This is a genomic window from Pseudoroseomonas ludipueritiae, assembly GCF_014490445.1.
GTDB classification, from domain to species: Bacteria; Pseudomonadota; Alphaproteobacteria; order Acetobacterales; family Acetobacteraceae; genus Pseudoroseomonas; species Pseudoroseomonas ludipueritiae.
On record NZ_JACTUZ010000008.1, the window covers coordinates 1 to 23,487 of the forward strand.

General features: G+C 65.4%; 20 protein-coding genes and 1 pseudogene. 8 read left to right on the forward strand and 13 right to left on the reverse strand.

Going from position 1 to position 23,487, the window contains the following annotated elements:
* Positions 1 to 313: hypothetical protein (locus IBL25_RS03985; RefSeq protein ID WP_202986672.1), on the forward strand; the 313-nt coding region annotated here is incomplete at its 5' end.
* Positions 314 to 450: 137 nt separating this feature from the next.
* On the opposite strand, the gene IBL25_RS03990 is transcribed toward IBL25_RS03985, so the two are convergent.
* From IBL25_RS03990 to IBL25_RS04000, 3 genes are read right to left on the reverse strand one after another with little or no spacing between them, the layout of a single operon-like run.
* On the reverse strand, positions 451 to 1,509 hold the full coding sequence (locus IBL25_RS03990; protein WP_187777273.1) for a hypothetical protein: 1,059 nt from the start codon (positions 1,507 to 1,509) through the stop codon (positions 451 to 453).
* A complete protein-coding gene (locus IBL25_RS03995) occupies positions 1,506 to 2,888 on the reverse strand; it encodes a hypothetical protein (protein ID WP_187777274.1) in 1,383 nt (460 codons plus the stop codon). Before IBL25_RS03995 ends, IBL25_RS03990 begins: the two co-directional genes overlap by 4 nt.
* A 2-nt stretch (positions 2,889 to 2,890) precedes the next feature.
* The gene (locus IBL25_RS04000; RefSeq protein ID WP_187777275.1) at positions 2,891 to 3,220 is read right to left on the reverse strand and encodes a hypothetical protein; all 330 of its coding nucleotides are present in this window, start codon (positions 3,218 to 3,220) and stop codon (positions 2,891 to 2,893) included.
* Between IBL25_RS04000 and IBL25_RS04005 the strand changes: the two genes are divergently transcribed.
* Positions 3,219 to 3,662: a hypothetical protein gene (locus tag IBL25_RS04005; protein WP_187777276.1), complete on the forward strand. Its 444-nt coding sequence runs from the start codon at positions 3,219 to 3,221 to the stop codon at positions 3,660 to 3,662. The genes IBL25_RS04000 and IBL25_RS04005 overlap by 2 nt on opposite strands.
* 15 nt (positions 3,663 to 3,677) lie before the next feature.
* Here IBL25_RS04005 and IBL25_RS04010 read toward each other — a convergent pair whose 3' ends face one another.
* The 7 genes and pseudogenes from IBL25_RS04010 to IBL25_RS04035 form a co-directional block, all read right to left on the reverse strand.
* Complete coding sequence (locus tag IBL25_RS04010) at positions 3,678 to 5,465, reverse strand: AIPR family protein (protein WP_187777277.1); 1,788 nt, start codon at positions 5,463 to 5,465, stop codon at positions 3,678 to 3,680.
* The gene (locus tag IBL25_RS04015) at positions 5,462 to 6,481 is read right to left on the reverse strand and encodes a PD-(D/E)XK motif protein (protein ID WP_275295947.1); all 1,020 of its coding nucleotides are present in this window, start codon (positions 6,479 to 6,481) and stop codon (positions 5,462 to 5,464) included. Before IBL25_RS04015 ends, IBL25_RS04010 begins: the two co-directional genes overlap by 4 nt.
* Positions 6,465 to 9,314: a Z1 domain-containing protein gene (locus IBL25_RS04020; RefSeq protein ID WP_187777279.1), complete on the reverse strand. Its 2,850-nt coding sequence runs from the start codon at positions 9,312 to 9,314 to the stop codon at positions 6,465 to 6,467. Before IBL25_RS04020 ends, IBL25_RS04015 begins: the two co-directional genes overlap by 17 nt.
* Before the next feature lie 6 nt (positions 9,315 to 9,320).
* Positions 9,321 to 10,784: an ATP-binding protein gene (locus tag IBL25_RS04025; protein WP_187777280.1), complete on the reverse strand. Its 1,464-nt coding sequence runs from the start codon at positions 10,782 to 10,784 to the stop codon at positions 9,321 to 9,323.
* A 50-nt stretch (positions 10,785 to 10,834) separates the two neighbouring features.
* A complete protein-coding gene (locus tag IBL25_RS27675) occupies positions 10,835 to 12,154 on the reverse strand; it encodes a sigma-70 family RNA polymerase sigma factor (protein ID WP_408896991.1) in 1,320 nt (439 codons plus the stop codon).
* A gap of 897 nt (positions 12,155 to 13,051) precedes the next feature.
* Positions 13,052 to 13,318: pseudogene (locus IBL25_RS27680) on the reverse strand (ankyrin repeat domain-containing protein); the annotation flags it as partial.
* Between the two features lie 194 nt (positions 13,319 to 13,512).
* Entirely contained in the window at positions 13,513 to 13,704 is a 192-nt protein-coding gene (locus IBL25_RS04035; RefSeq protein WP_187777282.1) for a hypothetical protein, read from the reverse strand.
* Positions 13,705 to 13,831: 127 nt separating this feature from the next.
* On the opposite strand from IBL25_RS04035, the gene IBL25_RS04040 reads away from it, so the two are divergent.
* Genes IBL25_RS04040 through IBL25_RS04060 form a run of 5 tightly spaced genes read left to right on the forward strand, consistent with a single transcriptional unit; the run spans position 13,832 to position 19,325 of the window.
* Positions 13,832 to 14,038 carry a ribbon-helix-helix domain-containing protein gene (locus IBL25_RS04040; protein ID WP_194433606.1) on the forward strand — a complete coding sequence of 69 codons (207 nt, stop codon included), beginning with the start codon at positions 13,832 to 13,834 and terminating at the stop codon, positions 14,036 to 14,038.
* Positions 14,035 to 15,552: a DNA cytosine methyltransferase gene (locus tag IBL25_RS04045; RefSeq protein WP_187777283.1), complete on the forward strand. Its 1,518-nt coding sequence runs from the start codon at positions 14,035 to 14,037 to the stop codon at positions 15,550 to 15,552. Before IBL25_RS04040 ends, IBL25_RS04045 begins: the two co-directional genes overlap by 4 nt.
* Positions 15,521 to 17,173, forward strand: a complete 1,653-nt coding sequence (locus IBL25_RS04050) for an McrB family protein (RefSeq protein ID WP_187777284.1) — start codon at positions 15,521 to 15,523, stop codon at positions 17,171 to 17,173. Before IBL25_RS04045 ends, IBL25_RS04050 begins: the two co-directional genes overlap by 32 nt.
* A gap of 8 nt (positions 17,174 to 17,181) precedes the next feature.
* Positions 17,182 to 18,837, forward strand: a complete 1,656-nt coding sequence (locus tag IBL25_RS04055) for a DUF2357 domain-containing protein (RefSeq protein WP_187777285.1) — start codon at positions 17,182 to 17,184, stop codon at positions 18,835 to 18,837.
* Entirely contained in the window at positions 18,834 to 19,325 is a 492-nt protein-coding gene (locus tag IBL25_RS04060; protein WP_187777286.1) for a very short patch repair endonuclease, read from the forward strand. Before IBL25_RS04055 ends, IBL25_RS04060 begins: the two co-directional genes overlap by 4 nt.
* Before the next feature lie 84 nt (positions 19,326 to 19,409).
* Here IBL25_RS04060 and IBL25_RS04065 read toward each other — a convergent pair whose 3' ends face one another.
* From IBL25_RS04065 to IBL25_RS04075, 3 genes are all read right to left on the reverse strand, one after another.
* Positions 19,410 to 20,720, reverse strand: coding sequence for a hypothetical protein (locus tag IBL25_RS04065; RefSeq protein WP_187777287.1), 1,311 nt, complete (start codon positions 20,718 to 20,720; stop codon positions 19,410 to 19,412).
* Complete coding sequence (locus tag IBL25_RS04070; RefSeq protein WP_187777288.1) at positions 20,695 to 21,228, reverse strand: hypothetical protein; 534 nt, start codon at positions 21,226 to 21,228, stop codon at positions 20,695 to 20,697. The genes IBL25_RS04065 and IBL25_RS04070 overlap by 26 nt, the downstream gene beginning before the upstream one ends.
* Before the next feature lie 456 nt (positions 21,229 to 21,684).
* Positions 21,685 to 21,966 carry a hypothetical protein gene (locus tag IBL25_RS04075; protein ID WP_187777289.1) on the reverse strand — a complete coding sequence of 94 codons (282 nt, stop codon included), beginning with the start codon at positions 21,964 to 21,966 and terminating at the stop codon, positions 21,685 to 21,687.
* Positions 21,967 to 22,166: 200 nt separating this feature from the next.
* Between IBL25_RS04075 and IBL25_RS04080 the strand changes: the two genes are divergently transcribed.
* Positions 22,167 to 23,192 carry a hypothetical protein gene (locus IBL25_RS04080; RefSeq protein ID WP_187777290.1) on the forward strand — a complete coding sequence of 342 codons (1,026 nt, stop codon included), beginning with the start codon at positions 22,167 to 22,169 and terminating at the stop codon, positions 23,190 to 23,192.
* The last annotated feature ends 295 nt before the right edge of the window (positions 23,193 to 23,487 follow it).

The window sequence follows — 23,487 nt, forward strand, 5'->3', positions numbered from 1 at the left end:
GTCCGAACATGGGTCAACTCTCAGTGGCAACTTCACCCCAAACCGGGTCGGTTCTCAGTGGCAATCAACAGCAAGTCGTCATCTCGGCGAGCACGACGATCCACTCACCGTCTATCTGGGCAGCATGGATCATCCGCTCTCCTCCCGGATCGACAGAAGAGCCAACAAGTCCGGGGTCGTCCGCGTGGTGGGCGGGAATGGCCGCATCGCAAAATGGATGCAGGCCAACTTTTCCTTCGGGGACGTGGTGGAGGCGCGCGTGCTCAACCGCAACAGCATCTTGCTGCTGCCGAAGGATCAGGGAGATGCCTGACCCTTTGGCAGTGATGGACGTCGTCGACGGATGAACAACCCGCTGGTCACTCATCTGGCAGTCAGGGAAGAGCGATAAGTCCCAACCGTAGACAGGCTCCTGCGGCGGCCCTGGAGGGCAGGGCCCGCATTCAATGATCATGCTCCCGGAAGCCTTCCGAGGGGACTGACCCGGGAAGCTAGAGTGGGTGGCGACCAGTTGAGCTTCCAGCGGGCAACCTGGCGCTCGGCGGTGGTCTGCCTCTCCGCGGGCGCCGTCCTGAAGCGGTGCCAAATCTCGTCGGCGGCAGGGGCGTCCTCCAGCCAAGGCAGGGGCGCCGCCGGACGACGCCCGCAGCGGAGCGCCAGGGCCGCTTCGGAGCCGAGCAGGAAGCGGGTCACTGCGGGCGGTGCCTCCATCGCTGCGGCAATGGCCGCGTAGCTCGCAGGCGTTCCCGCTCCCTTGGCGAGCGCCAGCGCCATCTGGCACGGCGGTCGCCCCAGACCGTGATGGGCGGCGTGGACCGTGATCAAGTGCGCGACCTCCCGGGCGACTGTCGCGGCTCCATCCAGGTGTCGTGCCGCGTCAAGCTGCGCGCCGATCAGCGCCTGCCACGACGTGACCGGCCAAGCGCCCGCCAGCCGGGCCTGTATGGCCGGAAGATCGGCTTCGTCGACCAGAAGGCCGAGGTGGCGCCGCGGCACGGCGGCAATCGAGGGCATCCGAAGGTAACGGTCGAGATCGGTCAGATCCTTGGCCGCCAGCGGTGCGCCGCGGCGCTTGGCCTCTATGACGAGGACCGCTTCCCCCGCTTCGTCACACCAGGCGAGCACGATGTCGGCGATCGGGCGCAGACGCATTGTGACGTGCTCCTCGAAGGCATAACACCAGCGCGCCGCCGTCACCCTGCCCACAGGGGCCAGGCCGAAGAGCTGCAGGAGCCGCGGCAGCCAGCTTGCGGGTGAACCGAGGGCGGCCCAGGTCTGGAAAACCGCCGGCGTCAGGTGATCCTCGGTTCCTTCGGTGTAGAAACCCCGCGCCCGTGGCCGCAGCGCGCCGTCGGCAGCGGCGCCAAAGGTGTTCATGGTGTGGTCGAACCAGACCCGGCGCAGCGCGTGCGCCTCCTGCGTGTCTGGTCCCTCGGGCAGGGCCGGAACGACCGTCCACCAGTGGCGATGAACACGGCGGGGGGCATCGACCAGATAGGGGCTGCTCAAGACCAGGTCTCCCAGCGGCTGCGCAGGGTGCGGTGGGCTGATTCGGCGGCAGCGGCCTGCTCGACGTGCCAGCCTGAGAGGCGAGCGACCATCTGACGCGCCGCGGCGCGGAGCTGCTCGGGCAGGCTCTCTGGGCCAGTGCCGTGCAGTGCCGCCTCGATCAACACGGCCAGAGAGCCGCTGGGCAGGAAGGCATCGGGCCCCTCCCTGTTGGTGAGGACGTTGTAGGGCGCCTCCTGGAAGGGAACACAGGCCCCTTCCACCGGCCGCAGAAGCAGGTCCTGGCATGTTCCTGCTGTGACCGGGCGCCATGCCGGATAGGCGTGACCATGCTGAACCGGCGCCTCAAGGGAGGCCGGGAGCCAGAACTCCCGCGACCCCAGCACGTCATCCTTGAAGGCGGTGGGGGTATGGTCTTCACCCAACAGAAGCGTCGCGGCGCGCCAAGTGCCGTCGATCTCGACCTCAACATCCTCCTCCGCGTCCTCGAGGGAGGGCCAAGGATAGCGGAGCTGGAGAGGCCGGCCGCCGGCCGCGAGGTGCAGCACGCTGCGGAACTCGAAGAGCGGTCCGGGCACCAGCGGATGGTCCACCGGGCCGATGGCCAACCGCACCTCCCGGCAGACCGAGACCGCGACCGGCAGCCGTTCCTCAGGATCGGCCAGGAGAAGGGTTCGCTCCACCGTCTCGCACTGCGGCTCGGTGAACAGCACGACCGACGGGATCGGAGGGAACTCGCACCAGTGCTCACTCCAGTTGGCCAGAGGCCGGATCAGCGGGCGTGCGGAGGAGGGGAAGAAGCTGTCCGATCCAAGGTTGTAGCCGCCGCGCAGCCCGGCCATGCGCTCCTGATGCTTCTCCAGCCCTTCGATGCGCACCACGGCCGCGGCGAGGGCGTGCAACGTCTCGGACAGCACAGACCAGAACTCTTCCAGGTCCGGCTCGGCGCCAATCCCCTGCAGCAGGGCGGCCGCTGCGCGGTCGAACCGAGTGCCGCGAAACGCCTCCAGCAGCAGGTTGTCCGCCGAATCGCCCGTGTACTGGGCGATCGCGTCGACCATGTTCGCCAGCGTGGAGGCCTTCTTCATCTGCAGGATCTCGGCGCGGCGGCGCGTCGGGTTCTCGAAGCTTTCCGGCCAGAGCTTGGCGCAGAGTCCGGTCATGCTGCCGCGCCCATGCTGCTTGGCGTAGCGGTCGATGAAGCTGTTCACCAGCGCCGCGACTTTCGCCTGCTCGCCAGCACCGAAGCTGACCGCCGCCTTACCTTTGGCCTGGATCACCCGGCGCAGGCGCGCCGCCTCCTGGCCCCGCGGGTTGGCCGCGGCGCACTCTTGGGCAGGGGTGACCGCGTGCTTGGAAAAGGACACAACATCCCCCATGGTCAGGCCGCCTTCCGCGCGCGGGTCGCGGACTGCCGGCGATAGCGGCGACCGGCGCGGCGGTGCGGTCTGAGGACCGTCACCACACCGTAGTCGCCGAGCAGCGCCACCAGGCGCTGGGCCCGGCTGACTGTCTCCGGGCGGGCCCCCTCGGCGAGCAGCATGGCCGCGGTATCCCGTCCGAGCCGGATGCTGGTGCATCCCGCCCCAGCATGCAGATCGAGGTCTGCGTAGCGGAGCAGGAGAGCGGTGACCTCCTGCGGCACGCCGCGCTGGGCACAGCGGGAAAGGCCATGGCGCGTCAGCGGGAGGTGAGGTTCGGTGGGGATCATGAGCGGTGCGTCCGGCTGGAATAGGGACAGAGTGCCACCGGAGGTTTGGCACGTCCTTCCGAAAGCAGAAGTTTTGCGGCAAATTTTCCTGAAGGATTATCCTGAAGTACGGGAAAAGGAGGAGTGGCTCGGAACCACGATGTCGAGAACAAAGGAGCAATCGAAGGAACGGCGCTGGATCGTGCTCAGCACTGATGGTCGCTATGTCACCCTCGGCTATGCGTCTGATCCTTTCGCTGAGGAGCTGCGTAACGTCGAGAACGCACTTCGCAGCCAAGGATTGGCGGGTTGGCTTGCCGTGATGGAGGGCAACCCGCATGTCTGCAGAATTCAGCGCATGCTGGAGGTGAAGCCGCTTGCGGATCCTGGTGTGCCGTTCGACGACGCCTCGGCTGCGCGCATCAGGACCATCAGGAGCTTGCGTGCGGCCGTGGCGAGCTGACGCTCGCCACGTGCCTCAGGCGCTTCGCAGTTTCGCTTCTTCCTGCGGCATCGGCATGGTGATGGACCGCAGCTGCTCCCAGCACTCGGGCCTCTTCGCCCGTTCCGAGACCATCCGGCCTGCCGCCGATTCATGCAGCGCCTTGTCCACATGCCGGGCCCACTCGGCGGCCACCGCCACTAGGTGAGGCGCAAGAGCTTGGTCTGCCCAGATGCGGTCGAGATCCATCTTGTCCTTCAGGCGCTGACCCATCAACGCAACGGTATAGGCGATGACGTTAGCTTGGAAGGCCGGCAGCAGTGGGCGGACCACCTTCTGTACGGCCCTGAAGATGATGACCTGTGCGATGATCCGCTTCATATCAGCTGCGTTCGTCAGGGGCCATCGCCGCGCGCCTTCCTCCTCATCGAGCAAGGCGCTGAATTTCTCGAAATTCTTCTGCAGGCCCTGGCTGGCGATGTCAGGATAGCCGGCCCACGCCATCAGGCACTTGGCGAGCTCGGTCTTGTTGACCTTGTGCGTTTGTGGGAATTCTAACTTCAGCTTCTTGAGCCGGATTGGTGTATCGCCCTTCCGGGACAGCATCACGTTGTAACTACCCGCTGCACGCTCGTAGAACCATCTGGTCACACCGTCCGGGCAGTACGTCGCTTGAGTCAGACGCTCGAGGTCTCGATGGAATGGGCGGTTCGCTGACAGGTCCGAAACCTTTACCGCGCTCTGGCTGTTGGCGAACCTGGAGACGTTTGAAACAAGAATCTCCCTCGCACTGTCGCCCTGCTCGTCCTCGCTACCGACGATGATGATTTTCGCCGGAACCCGAACGCGACCAAGGTTGACATCCGGCGTCTTCTTCTTCGTGAAGTAGATGGAAGCCGTGGTCTGGCCGCCGTTGACGATCTGCACTCCGCGAAGCCACGCAATGCCTGGCCCACCCTCCGGCGTCGCTTCATAGCCCGCGGCATCCGCGATCACGACGATGCCGTTGTTGAAGGCGACGAAGTGCTCCGGCGTTGACCGCAGGGTGTCACGGATACCGCGATTCACCTTGTTCGTGGCGCTCAGGAAGGAGCGTACGTTGGCTTCCAGCAGGCGCGCACCGAACTTCTCGTATGTCAGTCGGAGCGCCTCGCCCGGGATGGCGGCCAAGGCGGTACTGTAGACAGTGTCCTCACCTGGCAGAAGGACGCAGGGCAGGGGCGACCCGGACAGTGTCTTGAAATCCAGGATCATCTCGTCCCGCGGCTTCCCCTCCGAGAGATGCCGGTACAGCCGCTCGACGTCCATGACCTCGAGGCGGACGGTCTTCCCATTGACCTCCCTGCTCTTGAAGCTCTTCGACTTGGCAACACGGTCCGTCAGGACATGCACCGTGATATGGTCGAGCTTCGGGAAGATCATCTCAATGATCTGCGCCAGCTCATGGGCGTCATTGGCTGCGTCAATGCGCGATGCCAAGCGACCTTCCGCGCATTTCGTCAGGAACGCGAGGCAGCGGGTGGCAGCCTGAGTTGTCTCGCTGTCGGGAATCGGCACCGGCTTCTCGCTGCCGGAGTAGAGGCTCACGAAAAGATCGAGCTGCTCGTCGTCCCTGCTGACCGCATAGCCGCTCAGCCTGAGTTTCGTGCGATCGACCATCGCATCGTAGTGGCAGGTGACAGGGTCCGACGTCATGCCGATCTCAGCCATGTGGTCCATGACGTGCTCGGCGAAGACCATCTCGCTGTAGGGCGGTGCGTCGCCGCTCTCCATCCGCTCGCGGATGTCAGCCTGGAGCTGGCCAAGGAATTCGTCGAGCGTCATGGCGATCTTGCATCCTGCAGGACATCGGGAAGGGTGACGGCGGTGAGGCCGGGGACATCCAGGTCGATGACATACGTTGCCGAGACGACGCCTTGTGGCACCACTCTGGCAGTCAGGGCCGGGAAGCCATCGGCGACCTTGAAGAGGCGCACGTCATCGAGCTTCAGCCGGCGCGTGTAGTGCGCCGCCATCGCCTCGATGTATCCGTAACGAAGCAGCCTGTGCGAGAAGGCGGATGCTGCCGCGAGAGATCCGGACAGCACCGCACGTGTTGCAGCCACCCGCTCCGGAAGCGTCTGGCCCATGGGATCATCCCTCAGGCGGACCGCCGCGAGGTGCAGGGGCGAGCGTACTGCCTGGTCGAGCTGGTCCAGCGACGAAATCGCTGCCCTGAATCCAGCCGTCGCGACCGAGGACTTCACCTCGATCGCCCCGATCGGGAGCACGAAGTCGTGCAGGCCTCGCATCGGGCCTTCCCAAGTGCCCACGGCCGCCACGGCATCCTGGAGACTCTCGGCCAGCTTCGTGAGGACGTGGAGCTCTCCATGCAGGCCGATCTCGTCCTCCTCGCTCAGGACGCCGCCACGCTCCCTCAGCATGAAATCCTGCCAAGCCCGTATTCTTGCGACCACGCGGGCCATGACGACATGCGCGTCATGCGTGCTCTCTTCCGCGCGGATCACGGACAGGAGGTCCTGTGCCATCGCCCCGAAGAGGTCGAGTTGCGCCCCTGGCTGCCGTGCAAGGGCGATCAGTACGAGGCGTGGCAGTGCGGGCTCGCGCACGATCTCGACGTGGAAGCCCCGTCCTGCAGGCAGTTCGGACGGCGAGGGTGGCCTTACGTCCTGGAAGCCAAGCAGCAACCCCTCGCGATCGTCTGGCATGTGCCGTGCCGCCATGATCCGGCAGGACCCGATGCTGGCGAGATAGGTACTGCGCCATCCTGCCTCGCCATCCAGACCGGCCAATGCCCGCCAAGCCTCAGCCAGCCGAAGCGGATCATTCGGAGGAGCCATAGTCCTGCTCCCAGAGCACGTTGTTTGCCACGTAGGCCACCTTCACGCCCGAACGGCTGCCGGGAAAGCTCATGCCAAATCCGACCACACCCTCCATATCCTCGGGAAGCTCTGCCTGCGTCAGCTGCGGGTCGAGCACATAGAGGAGCAGCAGACCCTTATCCGGTCGGGCGGGAACGCCGGCTGCACCGAAACCTCTGACGCGCCTGATCGCGACGCCGCTTGGCGTATCCGGCTCCTGACCCTGTGAGCGGGCTGGGTCTGCTCGCCACATCTCCCGCGTCAACGCAAGAGATGCAGTCCATGCGTCTGCCTCGAGATCGATTGCTTCGTCGCGCGGTGCCAGCAGTCGGCCGATCGAAAAGCGATCCTGGGTGGAGGAGCGCTTCTCACGCTTCGGCATCTTGACAGAGATTCCACATCCCAGATCAACAGTTCGACGGTCGCCACCGCCGAGTATTGCCACGGTCCATGACGTCAGTTCACCAGTGCGTGCCATCGAATCGATGAACTCCGCAAGGTGGGCCGCACTTGTCTTGTGGGCTTCAGGATGGGTCTTGTAGTTGGCAAGGAAAGTGACAACCCGCTGGGCAGAGACTGCATCCCAGAGCGCTCCTTCCCATTCATGCCACGTGTCTGGCCTCGGGCGCCGGATCGGCGTCACCTTGACCGGACTACCCATCTCCTCCACCAGCGAGCGGAGCGCCTTGAGGTTGGAGCCAAGAATTACCGGGTCGCGATGGAACGCGACCGTTTCCACCACCTGTCCGCTGAAGGACAGCATCATCGTCTTGGCGGAGCGCATCTTGAGCCGCGATGTAACCATGAGCACCGAGTGCGACTGGACCTTGAGGCCGTAGTCTTTCGGGGTGCCGCCGCTGGCCTGCATCATGTCGAACTCCTCCCGGAGTTCCTCTGACGCATCGGCGATATGGCCGAACCATTCGATGAGATCGGATGTCGTGTAGAGCCGGCAAAGGTCGAGGTATCCGGGGCGGTAGCCGAACCAGCGCCCCATCTGCATCAACGTGTCGTACATCCGCGAGGCGCGCAGGAAGTAGCTCGTGCAAAGTCCTTCCAGGGTGAGGCCGCGAGCCAGCTTGTCACCCCCGATGGCGATGACCTTCAGGCCACGACCTGCATTGTCGGCGTAGTCGAGGGCATCCTTCGCCGTGCCGTTGATCATCCGGACTTCCACGTCGGCGGCCACATCCGGGAGAACGGCAGCTATTGCTTCCCATGCCAGGGGACTGATTGATGGATCGTCGCCACGTCCGGCAATCATCGCCGTGACGGGCACGAAATCCTTGTCCCAGAGCGTGTGGAGATCCGCCAGCAGCTTCTCGCTGCCGATTCTCCGCCGGAGGCGCTGGGAGATGCCCCGGACGATCTCCGTGACCTGCCTATGGACCTCGGCCTGAACGGCAGTGAAGCGGGTGACGTGGATGAGCATCGAGCTGTGACGTTGGCCCTGCCCGCGGACCTTCCTGGCGGCACAGGCAAGCAGGAAGGACAGGATGGCCTCGTGCAGCGATCCGGGCAGTTCGTCCATGCTCGGCCGATGGTGGCTCTTGTGGCCCTGCGGCATCCAGCCGGAGCCTTCCGCCTCATTCTGATGATCGGAGACTGCATGGATCAGGGGGAGGCCTCCCTCGCGGCCCGTGGATCCGCGAAGGCCGAAGATCTTCGCCGGACCGACGTAGTTCGACGGGGCTGCGAGATTGACGATGAACGAGCTTGGGAAGAGGTCCGGACCCTCCTCACGCGTGTTGCCGCGATCGTGGATGAAGATGTTGGCGAACGGCGTGGCCGTATAGCCGACATAGGCTGCCCGGGTGAAGGAATGAAGCAGGCGCCGCACAAGGCGGTTGATGACGGTCGGCGAGTGCTCCTCGTCCGGGCGTCCCTGCTCGTCGAACAGCTGCTCGCCGGTATCCACCGACGCATGGTCTGCTTCGTCATCCAGCAGCAGCAGCGGCAGCTTCGTGACGAGTTTCCGCCCGGTCTCCTGGTCCCGGCTGTCGGCGGCATGATTCTGGACCCAGGACAGGAGGCGGGTCAGGACGGTCTTGTTCTTCTTCACGACGAAGAGCCACGGCCGTTGCTCGGGACTGATGCCCAGGCTGCCAGCCAGCCGTGTCGAGAAGTCGCCCTTGTCCGTGCGGTTGGTCACGTAATTGGGTCGGATGGATGGGTCGCCGTCGATCTCGCCGACACCGATCGTCGTCGTGTCGCCTGGCGACGGTGCCGTCGCATAGCCGAGGAAGCCCTCATCCAGCCGCATCTGGGTCTGGGCCCTGAGATTGTTGTGCAGTCCGGCGAGGACAATGATGATCTTGTAGCCGGCATCCGCCGCCTTGCAGATCAGGCCGGTGTAGTTGGCGGTCTTCCCCGACTGCACATGCCCCACCACCAAGCCCCGACGATCCCAATCGCCTGGTCTCTGCGGATCCTCCAGCAGGCCGAGGATTCCGTTGGTGGATCGGTCGAGAGCATCGAGCGCGTCTGAAGGAAGATCCCTTTCAAGCCACTCGCGATAGCGCCGCCACAGGCGCCAGTCATGTTTCCTCTCTGCATCAAGCCAAGCGACATGCCCGGCCTCATCCTTCAGGGTTCCGTCACGGCCGATCCACATGCTGAAGCGGCGGACGAGCTCCTCCGTTATGGCAGCCCGGTCAAGCCCCTCTCCCCAGGCCGGCTTCATCCGCAGCACCACATCGATCTGCTCGCCAATCAGCGCTGGGCCGATACGGCTCCGGTCGGGTTCGTCAAGCAGAAGTTCCTGAACGAACTTCACCACCTTCTGAGCATGGCTTTCCAGTACTGCATCCATGGCGTGTCAGATCTCGCTCGGCGGGAGGTCGGGAAGGGCGGCAACGACATCGGGATACGCGTCGAAAGGCTCTGCCAGGAGAAGACGTTGTCTGGCCTCGGAAGACGTCAGTCCACGTCGACGAACGAGGTTCCGGTACATGACGTCCAGCACCTGGTGGAGCTCGGCTGGCGGACCAGCCGTGAAGCCGGTGCGGGGCGTGTCCTTCGCCTCCGCCGTGTCCAGCCAGATGCGCTGAACCGGCATCGTCTCCTCCACGACGCGGAGCATGGCGCGCACAAGAGGAACCAGCTCATTGGCCTGCTGGAGGACCGCCGCCACGGCGGGATGCTGCTCGTCGATCCGGTACCGGACGCCGTCGGAATTGTGTATTGCCGCCCAGGCCTGGACAACCGGCTGTCCAGTCACTCTTCCGGCGAGATTCTTGCCACGCCACGCGAAGACGCGGCGTGCGCGGTTCCGGGTATCCTCGGCGAGAGCTGTCAGTTTCGAGCGAACCTCGACCGGTAGTCGTGCCGTCGACTTCCGGATGTCGATCTTCCACGCAGCATCGGAGGCATTCCCGATCTCCACGCGGATGCGTGCGAGCCGATGAGCCTCTTCCTTCGTCCACGACCGCCCGCGCCCGAGCCCCAGCCAGGACCCTCCCAGAAGGAGGCGTTCCTGCCTGTAGACATAGAAGCCCTGCTGCGCTGTCCAGCCGTCAGGGCCGGCGGCATCCTCGTAGGTTCGCGCATCCAGCCGATCCTTGTGGGGCAGGACATGGGCCTGGACAGTGACAGGACCGGAAGAGCTGGCGATGCGTTCCTCCGGGGATGACCATGTGTCGCGATGGTCCGTCATGAAGGGATCCCACGGCCTCACGCGGCTCCCGTTCAGCGTGATGCGCAGACGTGCCCGGGGCCCTTCCATGTAGAGGTGGAAGACCATGGCCAGATGGCGCTCGACACGGTCGATGAGGTCGAGCAGGTCCTGCTCGCGGAAGCCCGGTGTCAGCAGACGGTCGAGGACTTCCCAGGCGACAAGCGTACCGTGGCCGGTGGAAGCCAGGAGCGTCAGCAGGTCCTCCGAACCGGGCGCTGGCCCTTCGAGCAGTTCCCAATCCCGTCCTCCCGCCGCGGCGATCTCGTCAAGGTCCCATCGCAGGCAAGCCGTTGTCCCCTGCCTGCAGGACACGACAGTCAGCCGCCGGCACTGCGAGAAGGACGCGGTCTTCAGTCCGAGACCGAACCGCCCCAGGTCACCCGGCAGCCGCGGCTCGAGCGGGCTGCGATCACCGAGACGCATGGCCTTCTCAAGCTGGTCAGCCGTCATGCCGCTGCCATTGTCGGCTATGATCACGCGTGATGCGGCTCCCGCCCAGGTGAAGGACACGTCCACCTGTGAAGCGCCTGCAGCTACGCTGTTGTCTATCAGGTCAGCCAGGGCCGTCGAAGTCGAGTAGCCCAGGCCTCGCAAGGCCTCGATCATCGCCGTGGCCCGTGGTGGAGCGGCAATCCTTCTCTGGCCTGGATGCTCTGTCATGGGACCATGCTCTCGAAGTGGCGCGAGGGAAGGTGCCGGGGCAGCCGATCGAGTGCCTTCGCCTCGATCTGCCGGATCCGTTCGCGGGTTACCCGGTACGACTGCCCTATCTCCTCCAGTGTGAGAGGGTGGCCATCGGTGATGCCGAAGCGCAGGTCCAGGATGCGCGCTGCCCGCTGGTCAAGCTTCTGCAACGCGTCAAGCAAGGCAAGTCTCAGATCGTTCTGAAGAACGGTTGCAAGAGGTGTCTCCGGGTCGACAAGCTCCGGAACGCAGGCTTCCCTGGCCAGACCCGGTTCATGATCTGCCGAGGCGGACAGACCTGCAGCATCCTCCAAAGGCATGATTTCACGCTCGGCAGCAAGCGCCCGCTCGACTGCCCGTACATCAAGCTCCGTCACCTGAGCGAGATCGAGGGCCGATGGCTCGAAGCCATGCTTCACCCTGAAGGCATCCGCGTGCCGCCGTGTCTTGGCCATACGCTCCAGCAGGTGGACGGGGATGCGGACCGTTCGGCCAGTATCCTGCGTGCAGCGGCTCATCGACTGCCGGATCCACCACGTTGCGTAGGTACCAAAGCGCCAGCCGCGCTCGACATCATACTTGTCGATCGCCCTGAGGAGGCCGATCTGGCCTTCCTGAACGAGATCGAGGAAAGGCACCGCAGGGCGTGCGTATCGTCGCGCGTGCCAGACGATGCGACGCAGGTTCGCCTTGACGATCATCTCTCTCAGAGCAAGGTACCGTTCCAGTGTCGCTTCGACCGTAGCCGCAGGTCCGGGTGCCTGAATGCTCGCGGGGACACGGCGCAACAGGTGGAGGCCCTGCGGCGTGTTCTCCGCGATGCGTTCCGGCGCTGGGCGGCGACGTGGTGCAGATCGTCTTCCCTGAGGAAGGGCGCCCTCGGCCAGTTCCAGTAAGCGGCGGGTTGTCAGCGCCATCGATGACAGGATCCGTGCTGTATCGCCCGCATCCGCATCCCTCCGGGCGGCCTCCCTGAGGCGATCCGCCAGCCCCTTCGCCGCCGAACCCTCCTCCTCGCTTGATGGATCCGAGGCGTCGTCAACGTCCTCCTCGGCCGCAGTCCATTCGACGTCCGAAATATCCCTCGACATGAGAAGGCCGGCATCCAGCCGATCGGCCCAGGATCTCAGAGTATCCGGGGTGGAGACGCTGGAAGCTGCCAGCTTCAGCAGATCCCGACGAGTCGACGCCAGTTCCCGGAACAGACGCACCTCTTCGGAGGCAGAGGGGATGCGTACGCGCGCCGCCTCCTCCAGCAGCAGGCTCTCAGCGTCAGGAAAAGCTCCCGCCATGCCGTCGAGGAGTTCGAGTGTGTCGGCAATGTCCGATCTGTGAAGGGAGGAGCTGCCCGTTGTCGGGTCATCATTAGCATCCCGCGACAGATCAAGCGCATGCTCCCGCTCGACCAGCATGCCAAGGTCACCGAGTGCGGCGTGGAGAGCGGCGGTTACAGCCTCTTCCTTGCCGCATGTCGCGGCGTGCACCGCCAACTCATCAAGCGCTTCCTCCGGCACCCATCCATGGCGGAGCGCCGCCTCCAGCAGATGCACGGCTGCACGGTGCCCATCGAACCCCTCCACGAACATGGCTGACCACGCCGGCGCGATCCCAGGCAGATCCAGGTCCGTGTCGGCCCAGTCCTGGTCAGATAGGGATGCGGTGTGACTGGTCAGCTGCGCATCGAGTGCGGCCGCTGCCCTCTCGATGCCGATCGCTGAAATGGGTAGCAGGGGCTCGGGCTCAGGCTCCCATTGTTGATCCGCAGCGGAAGATCCGGCTGCCGGGCTTGATGGCTCGGCCAGGAGTGGAGGCGCGGCTACCGTGCCTTGGCCTGCCACGGGCTCCACTTCCGGCCCCTCGTCGCCCGGCGGGGCGACGCTCTGTCCTCCATCATCCGCGACCCACTCATCGGCGATTTCCGCCCTGATGTCCGCCTCGGCAGTTTCTGCCGAATCCGTGTGTGCCGCCGCCGCAGTATCCAGCGTCAGCACCGTGGCAGTGGGCGCTGTATCCCTTTCCGGACGGCTGCCCGAGCAAGGGCCGTCGTGTTCCGGAAGAAAGCAGGGGCCGTCTGGTGGTTCAGAGACTGCAGTGCATTTTTGGTTCGGCTCGCAGCGGTCAATCTCTGGCGGCGGGGCCTGTTCCGACGCGCTCGCCGCATCAGCGCTCTGGTAGCCTGCGATCAGCGCGACAACAGGGGAGTGCCCGGCGGACTGTGCAACTGCGAGCGCATCCCGGTTGTCGGCATCCCGAGTGGCAGGATCAGCACCAGCCTCAAGCAACAGCCGGCAGACTTCGGTATGTCCGCGCATTGCTGCCAGGATCAGAGGGGTGCGGCCCTTTCCGTCCCGGCCATTCAGGGGTGCGCCGCGCTTGAGATGGAACGCTACTGCTGCGGGAACACCCGACGCGAGCGTCAGGCGGAAGAGGGTGCTGAGAGAGTTTTCGTTGCTCAATCGATTATATCTGGGAGGATATTATCCGCTGGTGATAGCTATCATCACATTGATGCATCGAAAGCGGAAGCAGGGCGGCAGCATAATTTTGTAGGAAGCATGACCAAAGCTCCCCTCCTGATAAGCAATCATGTATAGGTAATTCATCCTAATAACATGCGGGGTGTGTTGAGGCGGCACTCAAGCCCGACAGGCTACGCAGCCGCCAGACCGAAGCCCGGAGCAGGCAGGACCCCCGCAGACTTGGCAAACTCCACGCTGATAAAGCCTGCACCATCATCGCTGCCACCGCGGCGTCGCGCGGCATCAATCTGCATATTGCCTGACGCGGCATCGAGAGCGGCATGGGCCTGGGCCTCCACAAACGCTGCGTTGATCTCCACCACGTCGTGACAACCCTCGCCTACGTCATCTGCCTACACAGTTCAGACGACTTTAACTTTAGCTCCAGGCAGTGCATAATACACAACTATGCACCACTATGGTGCATGCTGCTGCGGATATGAACGTCGTATGACCCCTCGCCCGAAGAAAGCCGTCCGGACCTCGGTCATCCTGCCGGAAGAAGCCCGTTTACGGGTCGATGCCCTGGCGACCGCCAACCACGTCTCGGCGGCCTGGGTCATGCGGCATGCCATCCTGAAGTTCCTGGATGAGCATGAGGGTCAGCGCGAGCTGCCTCTGCGCCTGCCTGCCACCCGCAGGGGGCAGTCGTCGTGACCTCCCGCGTCATCCAGAAGAAGATTGCCCGCCTCCGTTCCGGCGTCCGGCCAAAGGTCCTGGACCTGTTTTCCGGCTGCGGCGGCCTGTCTCTTGGCTTCAGATCTTCCGGTTTCGAGGTCAGCGCGGCGGTCGAGTACGACCCAGATGCCGCCCGGTCTCATGGTCTGAACTTCCATGGCGGCAACGCGGCGCACAGCCGGGCCTTCGACATCACCGTGACGCATCCGGCGGACCTCAGTGCCGCTCTGGATCTGGGGCCGGTGCCGATGGCTGTGGACGTTCTGGTTGGCGGCCCGCCCTGCCAGGCGTTTGCCCGGGTTGGCCGGTCCAAGCTGCGCGAGGTCGAGGCCCATCCGGAGGCCTTCCGGCACGATCCCCGGGCCCGCCTCTACCTCGAGTATCTCCGCTACGTGGATGAGTTCCAGCCGCTGGCCGTTCTGATGGAGAACGTGCCGGACGTGCTCAACCACGGCGGCCAGAACATCGCCGAAGAAACTGCCGAGGTTCTGTCAGGTAAGGGCTATGTCTGCGGCTATACCCTGCTGAACGCCTCCTACTATGGCGTGCCGCAGATGCGGGAGCGGATGTTCCTGATCGCCTACCGCAAGGAGCTGGACCAGGAAGTACGTTTCCCGGCCCCGACCCATTGGGTTGATCTGCCCCCCGGCTACGATGGCACCCGGGCTGTGGCCCTCAAGCTGCTGGGAGGCGACCTGCTGGCCGCCAGGAGCCGGTATGTGCCTCCGCCAGAGGCTTCCAGAGCCCTGCCGCCTGCCGTCACGGCAGCGGAGGCCATAGGCGATCTGCCGCCGCTCGATGCCCGCGCTCTGGCAAAGGCCGGTACACTGCGCCGTGGTGCGAGGCGCTTTGAGGAAGCCGACGGCATCCCGTATCCCCGCGGCCGGCGGAACCTTTCCGCCTATGCCCAGGCAATGCGTCACTGGCCGGGTTTTGAGGCGCCGGCCATGATCCGTGATCATGCCATTCGCTATCTGCCGCGTGACTACCCGCTGTTCGAACGCATGAATCCAGGTGACCAGTACCCGGAAGCGCACCGTCATGCACTCGAGATGCTGAACGAGCGGATAGCAGAGCTCGGCCGGCAGGGTAAGGTCATCAGGCCGGGTTCGGCGGCCTATGAGCAGCTGAAGAAGGAGATCGTCCCGCCCTACGATGCCGGGAAGTTCCCCAACAAGTGGCGCAAGATGTGGGCCGACAAGCCGGCCCGGACGCTGATGGCGCATCTGGGCAAGGACAGCTACAGCCACATTCACTACGACAGCGCCCAGGCCCGCACGATCTCGGTGCGCGAGGCCGCCCGGCTGCAGTCATTCCCGGACGGGTTTGTCTTTGCCGGCACGATGAACCCGGCCTTCCGGCAGATCGGCAACGCCGTGCCGCCGCTGATGGCAAAGGCCCTCGCCACCATGATCGCCCGCGCGCTCGGCACCCGGACCACCACAGCAGAGGAAAGCCTGGATGAGCCTGTCCGAGCGGCGGCAGCAGTTTGAGGCCGCATCGAGAGCCGATCCGCTCGTCACGCGCCGGACCAAGTTCCACAGGCTCTTCGGGGTCTCCAACAGCGCCAAGGTAATCGGCCGCGGCCTGCAGCTCGGCGTGGTCAACCTCGACAATGTGGCGGCGGATGTCGATGGCTTCGCCTTCGCCTGCACCATGGTCTTCCCGCCGGCGGACGAGGTGTATTTCACCGCCTATGTCCGCTCGGGCACGCCGGCGATGACCGCACGTCTGGCCGGCATGAAACGCCTCGGCGCGGCGGCACCGGCCGAGGCTGCTCCGTTGCTGGAGGAAGACCCAGGGGAGAATGGCGGCGGCGGAATCGGCTATGCCGCCCGCAACAACAACACCGTCGTTGTGCTGGCCAGCGACGGCTGCCTGCATCTGCGCAACCAGGGCTTCTGGGATGAACTGCCGGAGGATCTGAGCCCGTTCGGCGAGGCGATCCCGGTCGACCGGATCAACGTGGCGCTGTTTCCGCCGGCCGCCTCGGCCCGGCGCAGCCTGCTGGCGCGGGAGTTCGTCGGCTACCTCGGCAGCCTGATCGGCCGCGAGAAGGTGCATGAGCTGCGGGTCTGGGCCGATGGCGGGACCGTCCAACCGGAGATGCGGCGCCGGCCGCCGTTGATCCCGGTGGCAGAGCTTGAGGCGGCCGTTGCGGCGCAGGGCGGCCACTATCCCGGAGGCGAGGTCCGGCGGTTCCATGCCGCGCTGAACTTCCTGCCGCACAAGCACTTTGTCATCCTGGCGGGCCTCTCCGGCACCGGGAAGACCCAGCTGGCGCTGAAATATGCCCGGGCGGTGCATGGCCTCGACGCGACAGAGCCGGACCCGTTTCTGTTTGTCTGCCCGGTCCGGCCTGAGTGGACCGATCCCACAGGTCTGACCGGCTACTACGATGTACTGTCGAACCGCTACATGGTGCCGCCCTTCCTGGAGGCGGTGCTGCTGGCCACAGCCCACCCGCAGTCACCGGTCTTCGTGGTGCTGGACGAGATGAACCTGGCACGGGTCGAGTACTACTTCTCGGACGTGCTCTCGGGGATTGAGACCGGCGAGGCCCTGCAGCTGCATGCGCACGGGGTGCCACTGGAGGGCTCCACCGGGACGGTGATCCCGGCCGCACTGCCGCTGCCGCCCAACCTGTACATCACCGGCACCATCAACATCGACGAGACCACCAACCCGGTCAGCGACAAGGTGCTGGACCGGGCGGTGGTCATCGACATGACGGCCGTTGATCTGGCCGGCTTCTTCACGGACCTGGAGGAGCGGGAGCCCGGACTGCAGCAGGCCAGTGCTGCCTGTTCACCGCATCTGCTGGCGGCAGAGACGATCATGGCGGCCCACGGCCTCGGCTTCGGTTACCGGGTCGCCGGCGAGGTGGTGCGCTATCACGCCTTCGCCACGGAGCATCTCGGCAGCGCGCCGGATGCAGTCACCGATGACCTGATGGTGCAGAAAGTGCTGGTCAAACTGCGTGGCAGCGAACGGCAGCGGACGCTGCTGACCAGCCTCCAGCGGACACTGGCGGACCTGCCGCGCTCCCGGAAGTTCCTGGCGAAACTGCTGGCCGACCTCGACGAGTTCGGCTCCTTCCAGGCCAGCCGGTAACACCCGCCATGAGCGCCCTGTTTCTACGCAGCGAGCGGACCGGGGCGGCGTGGCAGGTGTGGCCACAGCCTGAGGAGGTGCCGCCCGGGGCTGTGCAGGAAACCGGCAGCTACCTCTTCGAGCTGCAGAACAGCCCGGAGGCCCCCACCGCGGCCCTGCTGATCGATGACCGGCCGCTGGAGGCCCTGCGGGCCGCGGCGGCTGATCAGGCCCACTGGCGCTGGCTTCCCGGCTTCCATGCCGGCACGGTGGAGGCGGAACTGCGGCTGCAGGGGCAGCCGCCGCGGCGCTTTGAGGTGGTCACCGACCCGGACCGCCGCAAGCTGACCCGCGATGCCTTTGATGCCATGGTGCGGGAGATCCTGGATGACAGCTTTGCCCTGTTCTCGCTGAGCAGCTTCCGCAAGGCGGTCGGTCATGGCAGTGGCAGCAGGCCCCCCCCCGTGGCGCGGCTGGAGTTCCTGCGCTCCCGGGTCGACGAGCTGTCCGCCATTGTGGAGAGCATTGCCCGCAGCCCGCGCCGCCGGCTCGCCGCGGAAGAGCGTGTGCTGCCGTACCACCGGGCCAGCCGCGCGACCGGCCTGGAGATCCTGCGCTCCTTTCACTCCGGCAGGCTGCGCCGGGAAAGCGTCGTCCCGTCGCGTCTGCCGGCAGGGCTGCAGGGCTTCCTGCCGGAGCAGATCCGCCTGCGTCAGCACCGCAGTTCCCTGGATCTGCCGGAGCACCGGCAGATGGCCGCCTGCCTGCGCGCCTGGTCTGCCTGGCTGAGTTCCACAGCCGGCCTGCTGGAGCGCAGCCGGAAAATGTCTGATGACGAGCAGCAGCAGACTGCGTCTGTCTGGGCTGCCCGCTGCCGCCGGCTGTCTCACCGGATCGGCCGGCTGGCTGAGGCCGCGCCCTTTGCCGAGGCCGGTGAGGCGCCACCGCAGCTGGTTCTCTCCGCGCTGTTCCGTCATGACCCGCTCTACCGGCGTTTCTACCGGCTCTGGCAGGACATGAACCTCGGCATCGCCGCGGTGTTCGGTGACTTCCTCAACCTGCCCCTGGCCCGTACCTTCGAGCTGTACGAACTGTGGTGCTTCCTGCGCCTCGTGCGGGCGGGTGCCGAGGCCTTCGGGCCCGAGGGGCTGGAGATCCGGGATCTTTTCATCAGTGATGCGGCGGGCGGCGTGACCCTGGCCACCGGTGCCGTCACAGTCCCGGTCGGCAGTGGCTGGAAGCTGTGCTTCCAGAAGCAGTACCGTGAGTTCTGGAGAGAGGCAGACGGTCGCGGCTCCTACAGCCGGACCATGACGCCGGATGTGGTGATGGCCCGTGACGCCGGGGAGGCTGACACCGGCCGCCTGATCGTGCTGGACGCCAAATACCGCATCGATGACGGGCTGAATGACGCGCTCAGCTCGATCCACACCTATCGCGACGCGCTGGTCAGAGAGGCTGCTTCCGGCGGGGTGGAGGAGATCGTCACCGCCGCCTATCTGCTGACGCCGCATATGCCGGTCACCCGCGATGACTACCGCGCGACACCGATGCCCGGGCGGCTGTTTCACCCGGATTACCGCAGGGGCTTCCGCTTCGGCGCGGTGACCCTGCAGCCGGGTATGTCCGTGGAGGAGATCGCCGCCGCACTCCGGCTGATCGTGGCGGACGCGGGGGCGGGATGACCGACGTGCTGACACCCGAGCAGCGGCGGCTCAATATGAGCCGGATCCGCGGCAAGGACACCAAGCCGGAGATGATCATCCGGAAGGGTCTGCACGCGGCGGGCCTGCGCTTCCGGCTGCACGCGAAAGAACTGCCCGGGCGGCCTGATCTGGTCTTCCCGCGCCACCAATCCGCCATCCAGGTGCATGGCTGCTTCTGGCACGGGCATCACTGCCCGATGTGCCGTCTTCCGGCGACGCGGCGGGAGTTCTGGTCAGCCAAGATCTCCGGCAACCGCGAGCGGGATCAGAGAACCTCAGCCGCCCTTCTTACCGCTGGCTGGCGTCTTCTGACGATCTGGGAATGCAGCCTTCGAGGCCCTGCCAGGAGACCTGAAGAGGAGGTTCTCGCATGCTGCAGTGACTTTTTCCGATCCGGCAGGCAGCAGGAAGAGGTTGCCGGGGTGTGGGATCGCATCAACACAGAGCACCGGGCAACCTCTGCCTGATCAGCGGTACTCCCTCATTGCAGCCTTGGGTGAGACGTTCCTGACAACGGTCATATGCCGTGATAATGCGCGGCCTTTTACGACTTACCCTGGCATACCCGCGATTATGCGGAGATCACCATCCAGCAACTTATCCTGTGCAGCGGCGCGAAGAGCCGGCGCGCGCGCCAGATGAAGAAGCTCAGGACCGAGATATCTCAGGACCGCCAGCCACTGCGCCCAGTTGAGTGCCAGCGGGTTGCTCATGACAGCGACCTTGCCGGCATTCACAGCGGCAGCCATGGCGTGGCCAAGGAGCAACTGACGGCGCAGCCTGGGTATGTTCGCGACCGGCAGAGCCTGCTGAAATGACCGCCCCTCCTGAAGCCGCCGGATCATCCAGGACCCACGTATGATGACCTCAATGATGCCCGTCGTGAGGCCACCCGCGAGAAAATGCCGGAAGTCATAGCCATCCCGGTACATTCTGCGGGTGATCTCCGCTACAGAAAGACCTTCGGAACCGATGGTTCCCATCTGCAGGAACTGGGTCAGAGGCATGAGTGGAGCCGGCAGCCCCATGGGTGTGGCGACATCCGAGAGCATGTGACCGCCGACCCGGCGGAAGGCATCGAAGAGGCCGCTGAACAGGTTCTGACCAGCCTCGCCGCTTGTGACTCCCTGGACGACCAGCACGCCGTCCCGACCGATCGCGGAGAACGTGCCGCTCAGGATATCCCGCACCCCGAAAACCCAGCCCAGAAGCGGATCGTGCCCGAGAGAATGGAACCGGTGGGAAACGGGATAGAGACCATCCACCGGCTTCAGCAGACGCGCATTTGTGGATGGATCGTATGGAACAGGAAACGCCTTCTCCAGCTTAGCGACGAGGTCCGGTGGCAGAACCCTGCTGACCGCGTCCCGCATGCCGTTGGAGAGAAGGCCGCCCTCAGCGCCGAACTGAGTCAGCGGGTTCTGTGGAATACCGACGAGAACAATATCAGCAAGGCCGGCCAGAAGTCCTGCTGTGCCGGCGATGACGAGATCCCAGCGGTCCAGTTCCCCTTCACCAGCCGCGTCGTCACCGGCTTTCTCCAGGCGCTGGAGGGCCGCCCTGATCTCCTCGGCATCGAGGGCATCCTCCAGCGCCGCGTCCGGTGGCGTGATCGCCAGCAGTTCGTCGAAGGTGGGGAGCGGACGGGTAACCACCAGGTCAGGCGGTGCGGCACTGGCAGACAGAGGTTGCCGCACAGCGACCTTGTGGGACGCTGCCAGAGCTTCCGCCCGCCTGATGGCCTGATCCAGCAGATCGGTGGTGTCAGACGTGCTCGCGCGGATTTCCCTGAGAACCCGGGCCTGTCCTCCGGCAACCCGCCCTTCCTGAGAGAGATCAGGCGGCCTTCTCACCGAGATCACCTTTCAGGTTCTGGATGACATCCTCAAGCTTCACGACGAGCGTGTGGAGGTACTCAGCACGAGAACGGTTGGTGGCGTTCTGCCGTCTGAGTTCCTCTTGAAGCGCGTGATGCTTCCGTAGTGCTTCCTGGAGAAGAGCACGACGCTCGCGGTCAAGGCGCTGCCGGTTGAAAATCGACACGGCGGCGTAGCCGCCCACGCCGAGCACGACCGCTGGCGCCGCAACCACCGCGATACCGGCCATCATGCCGCCGCCGACGATGCTGCCTGCCGCGGCGAGGCCGGAGGTCAAAGCGGCTCCTCCCGCGGCACCTGACGCGGCACCGACGGAGACGATCCCCGCACCCGCCGCGGCACCGACACCGATGCCCGCCGCCGCGCCAAGAACCTCCGCCACGCCCGAAGACAGGAGAGTGCGGTTGGGATCCGCCTGTGCCTTTCCCGCTTCATCCAGAAGGCGTCGAACAGGGACAAGAGCATTCAGCGAGCCATAGATCTTGTCCGACATGAGCCATCCTGTGTGGTGAAGCAGCTATCCAATTCATTTTAGCAACATAATCGAAAATGCAGCAATTGGGCGAATGCGGCCAGTGATACGATGAGCCTCTTCGGCTCCCTGGAGGCCGACTCAGAAGCGTGCCTGCTCGATCTCGCCCTGGTGGGACGTCCCTGAGGCCGATTGCAGAGCCTGGTGATGCCAGCGGCGCGCAGCGGCGCCTTATCCGGCCGACATCGACTTGGCCTGTTGGCAATGGACAGCGCGTAGCCGCAATCCTGGCCAGGCGGAACGATCAGCCTCGCTGATTGGCGGCCATTCCGGCCGCGTTGATATAGGCGCGCAGCATTCCGACCAGGATGTGGTGGAAGGGCATGGCGTACGGCTTACCGTCCTCCCTGCGAGACCGCAGATTCCGGAGATCGCACGTCGCTTGGCCTTTCTGGCTGACGGCCGCCGCGGCGCGCGTCAGGCGGCGCTAAGGGATTTTATGTGCCGGTCCTGGAAGGCGGCGACGGCGGCATCCCACTCCACCGTGACCGGCGTCAGCGCGCGCACCAGCATCACCGTCGGCGCGGCTCGGCGTGCGTGATAGTCGCCCTCCATCACGGCGAGCCAGCCGCGAAGGCCTTGGGCGCGCATCGTCTCGGTGAGGCTGGCCAGCTCGGCTTGGTCGGGGTCACTGCCACGGCCTAGCGTGACGTGGCGGCCGTCCTCGGCGAGCACGATCCAGCGGCGGTCACGGGCCATGGGCGGGTATCCTCTCGGGGGCGGCGTAGGTGGGAGCCTAGCGCGACGATCACGCATGATAATGGCCTCATCATACAGCAGCATGCAGAAATTCAGAGGCCTAATGTTTAGAGGCAAAACATACTACCTCCAAAATTTTCGGCTTGCGCCACCCCTTCTGACCCTCTACAGAAGAGGAAATCCACACAGGGACACGCATTATGGCCTTTGATCTCGATCATCCCTTCCCCCGTGACAATGACGGGCTCGCCGTGCTGCACGAGGCGATCGCCAGCGACCTCGAGAGCGGCCTGCTCCGCCTCGGCGAGGCACTCGCGCTCACTTTCGGCGAGACCGCCACGCAGGGCGCCCTGCGCGCGCTGCTGAGCGAGGCTTGGAAGCCCGCCGCGCGGAAACAGGAATTGCTCGCACTGTTCGACCGGCTTGGCTGGCGCGGGTTCCTCGCCGATCAGTTCGGTGAGGCCATCGACTCCATCGAGTTGACCCAGCCGTGGCGGGACGGCGCGGAGTACGCCGGACAAGGTCTGGCAGCTCATGAACCGCGCGACAGGCCCCCTTCCCTGGAGGACCGGGAGGCGCGCGTCAAAGCCCTGGCCGCGCGCGGCGCGACCGCGCTCCGCTGCGCGCCGGCCCTCTTCAGCGACACCCACCTTTTCATTTGGGAAGGCGTCGCCGCCCGCGCCGCGCTCGACTTCGGGAAACCCGTGTCGCTGGAAGGCCTGCGATTGCTGTCAGGCGTGACCCCCGCCGCCATCCGCAACGCCACCAGCACCGGCGAGCTGCGCCCGGATGAAGCGGGCGAGATCACCGCCGAGGCAGCCCGGGCTTGGCTGGCGCGGCGGCGCGAGTTCTGTCCGTCGCGCTGGACCAATCTCGCCGACCGCCAGTGGCCCTTCGACCCCGCTGCGGCGGTCGAACCCGACGACGAGGGCATGATCCGGGTGCCGCAGGACGCGGAGGGTACGCCCTTCCTGCCCCAGCACGTCGTCCGCTCCGCACGCGGCGGCACCGGGCTCAGTGTCACCATCGGCGCCAAGGGCGCGGAGGAGCAGCACCAGGATTTCTATGAGGCGTTGCGGGGTCTGACGAAAATGGAGGTCGCCCGCTGGCGCCGCCGCAACAGCGTCGGCAACTGGGGCATCGTGCGGGCACGTGGCGCCTGGGTGGCGGTCAGCAAGGCGGAGATCGACCGGCAACTCGCCGAGAAGCGGGCGGAGACCGCGTGATCCTGGTCGTCGTGGCGCGCCGCCAGCGCGCCTCGCGCCCGCCGCGACCCTGACGGCCCCAGCGCCCCACTCCCAGGCGCGCCGCGCCTCCATGCGATGAGTATCCCAGCCTGGCCCGGCTGAGGGGCCACGCGCGCCGCAATCTGTTTTGATATCGCAACATATGGCCAGTCATCGAGGCCTGCTCGGACTGGCCTGATCTATGGAGATTCTTCGTAACCGTCGTCTGATCCCCCTCCAGCTCAGCGCTTGACGTGACCTGCTGCCCTGGCGGCCTGCACCGGGCTATCCTGCA

Excerpts from the sequence above, each read along its gene's own strand:
- IBL25_RS04040 (WP_194433606.1), top strand. The coding sequence starts at position 13,832 with ATGACCCCTCGCCCGAAGAAAGCCGTCCGGACCTCGGTCATCCTGCCG.
- IBL25_RS04050 (WP_187777284.1), top strand. The coding sequence starts at position 15,521 with ATGAGCCTGTCCGAGCGGCGGCAGCAGTTTGAGGCCGCATCGAGAGCC.
- IBL25_RS04005 (WP_187777276.1), top strand. The coding sequence starts at position 3,219 with ATGAGCGGTGCGTCCGGCTGGAATAGGGACAGAGTGCCACCGGAGGTT.
- IBL25_RS04020 (WP_187777279.1), bottom strand. The coding sequence starts at position 9,314 with ATGGATGCAGTACTGGAAAGCCATGCTCAGAAGGTGGTGAAGTTCGTT.
- IBL25_RS04015 (WP_275295947.1), bottom strand. The coding sequence starts at position 6,481 with ATGGCTCCTCCGAATGATCCGCTTCGGCTGGCTGAGGCTTGGCGGGCA.
- IBL25_RS04070 (WP_187777288.1), bottom strand. The coding sequence starts at position 21,228 with ATGTCGGACAAGATCTATGGCTCGCTGAATGCTCTTGTCCCTGTTCGA.
- IBL25_RS04000 (WP_187777275.1), bottom strand. The coding sequence starts at position 3,220 with ATGATCCCCACCGAACCTCACCTCCCGCTGACGCGCCATGGCCTTTCC.
- IBL25_RS04060 (WP_187777286.1), top strand. The coding sequence starts at position 18,834 with ATGACCGACGTGCTGACACCCGAGCAGCGGCGGCTCAATATGAGCCGG.
- IBL25_RS04055 (WP_187777285.1), top strand. The coding sequence starts at position 17,182 with ATGAGCGCCCTGTTTCTACGCAGCGAGCGGACCGGGGCGGCGTGGCAG.
- IBL25_RS27675 (WP_408896991.1), bottom strand. The coding sequence starts at position 12,154 with ATGGCGGGAGCTTTTCCTGACGCTGAGAGCCTGCTGCTGGAGGAGGCG.
- IBL25_RS04080 (WP_187777290.1), top strand. The coding sequence starts at position 22,167 with ATGGCCTTTGATCTCGATCATCCCTTCCCCCGTGACAATGACGGGCTC.
- IBL25_RS04025 (WP_187777280.1), bottom strand. The coding sequence starts at position 10,784 with ATGATCGAGGCCTTGCGAGGCCTGGGCTACTCGACTTCGACGGCCCTG.
- IBL25_RS04010 (WP_187777277.1), bottom strand. The coding sequence starts at position 5,465 with ATGACGCTCGACGAATTCCTTGGCCAGCTCCAGGCTGACATCCGCGAG.
- IBL25_RS04075 (WP_187777289.1), bottom strand. The coding sequence starts at position 21,966 with ATGGCCCGTGACCGCCGCTGGATCGTGCTCGCCGAGGACGGCCGCCAC.
- IBL25_RS03995 (WP_187777274.1), bottom strand. The coding sequence starts at position 2,888 with ATGGGGGATGTTGTGTCCTTTTCCAAGCACGCGGTCACCCCTGCCCAA.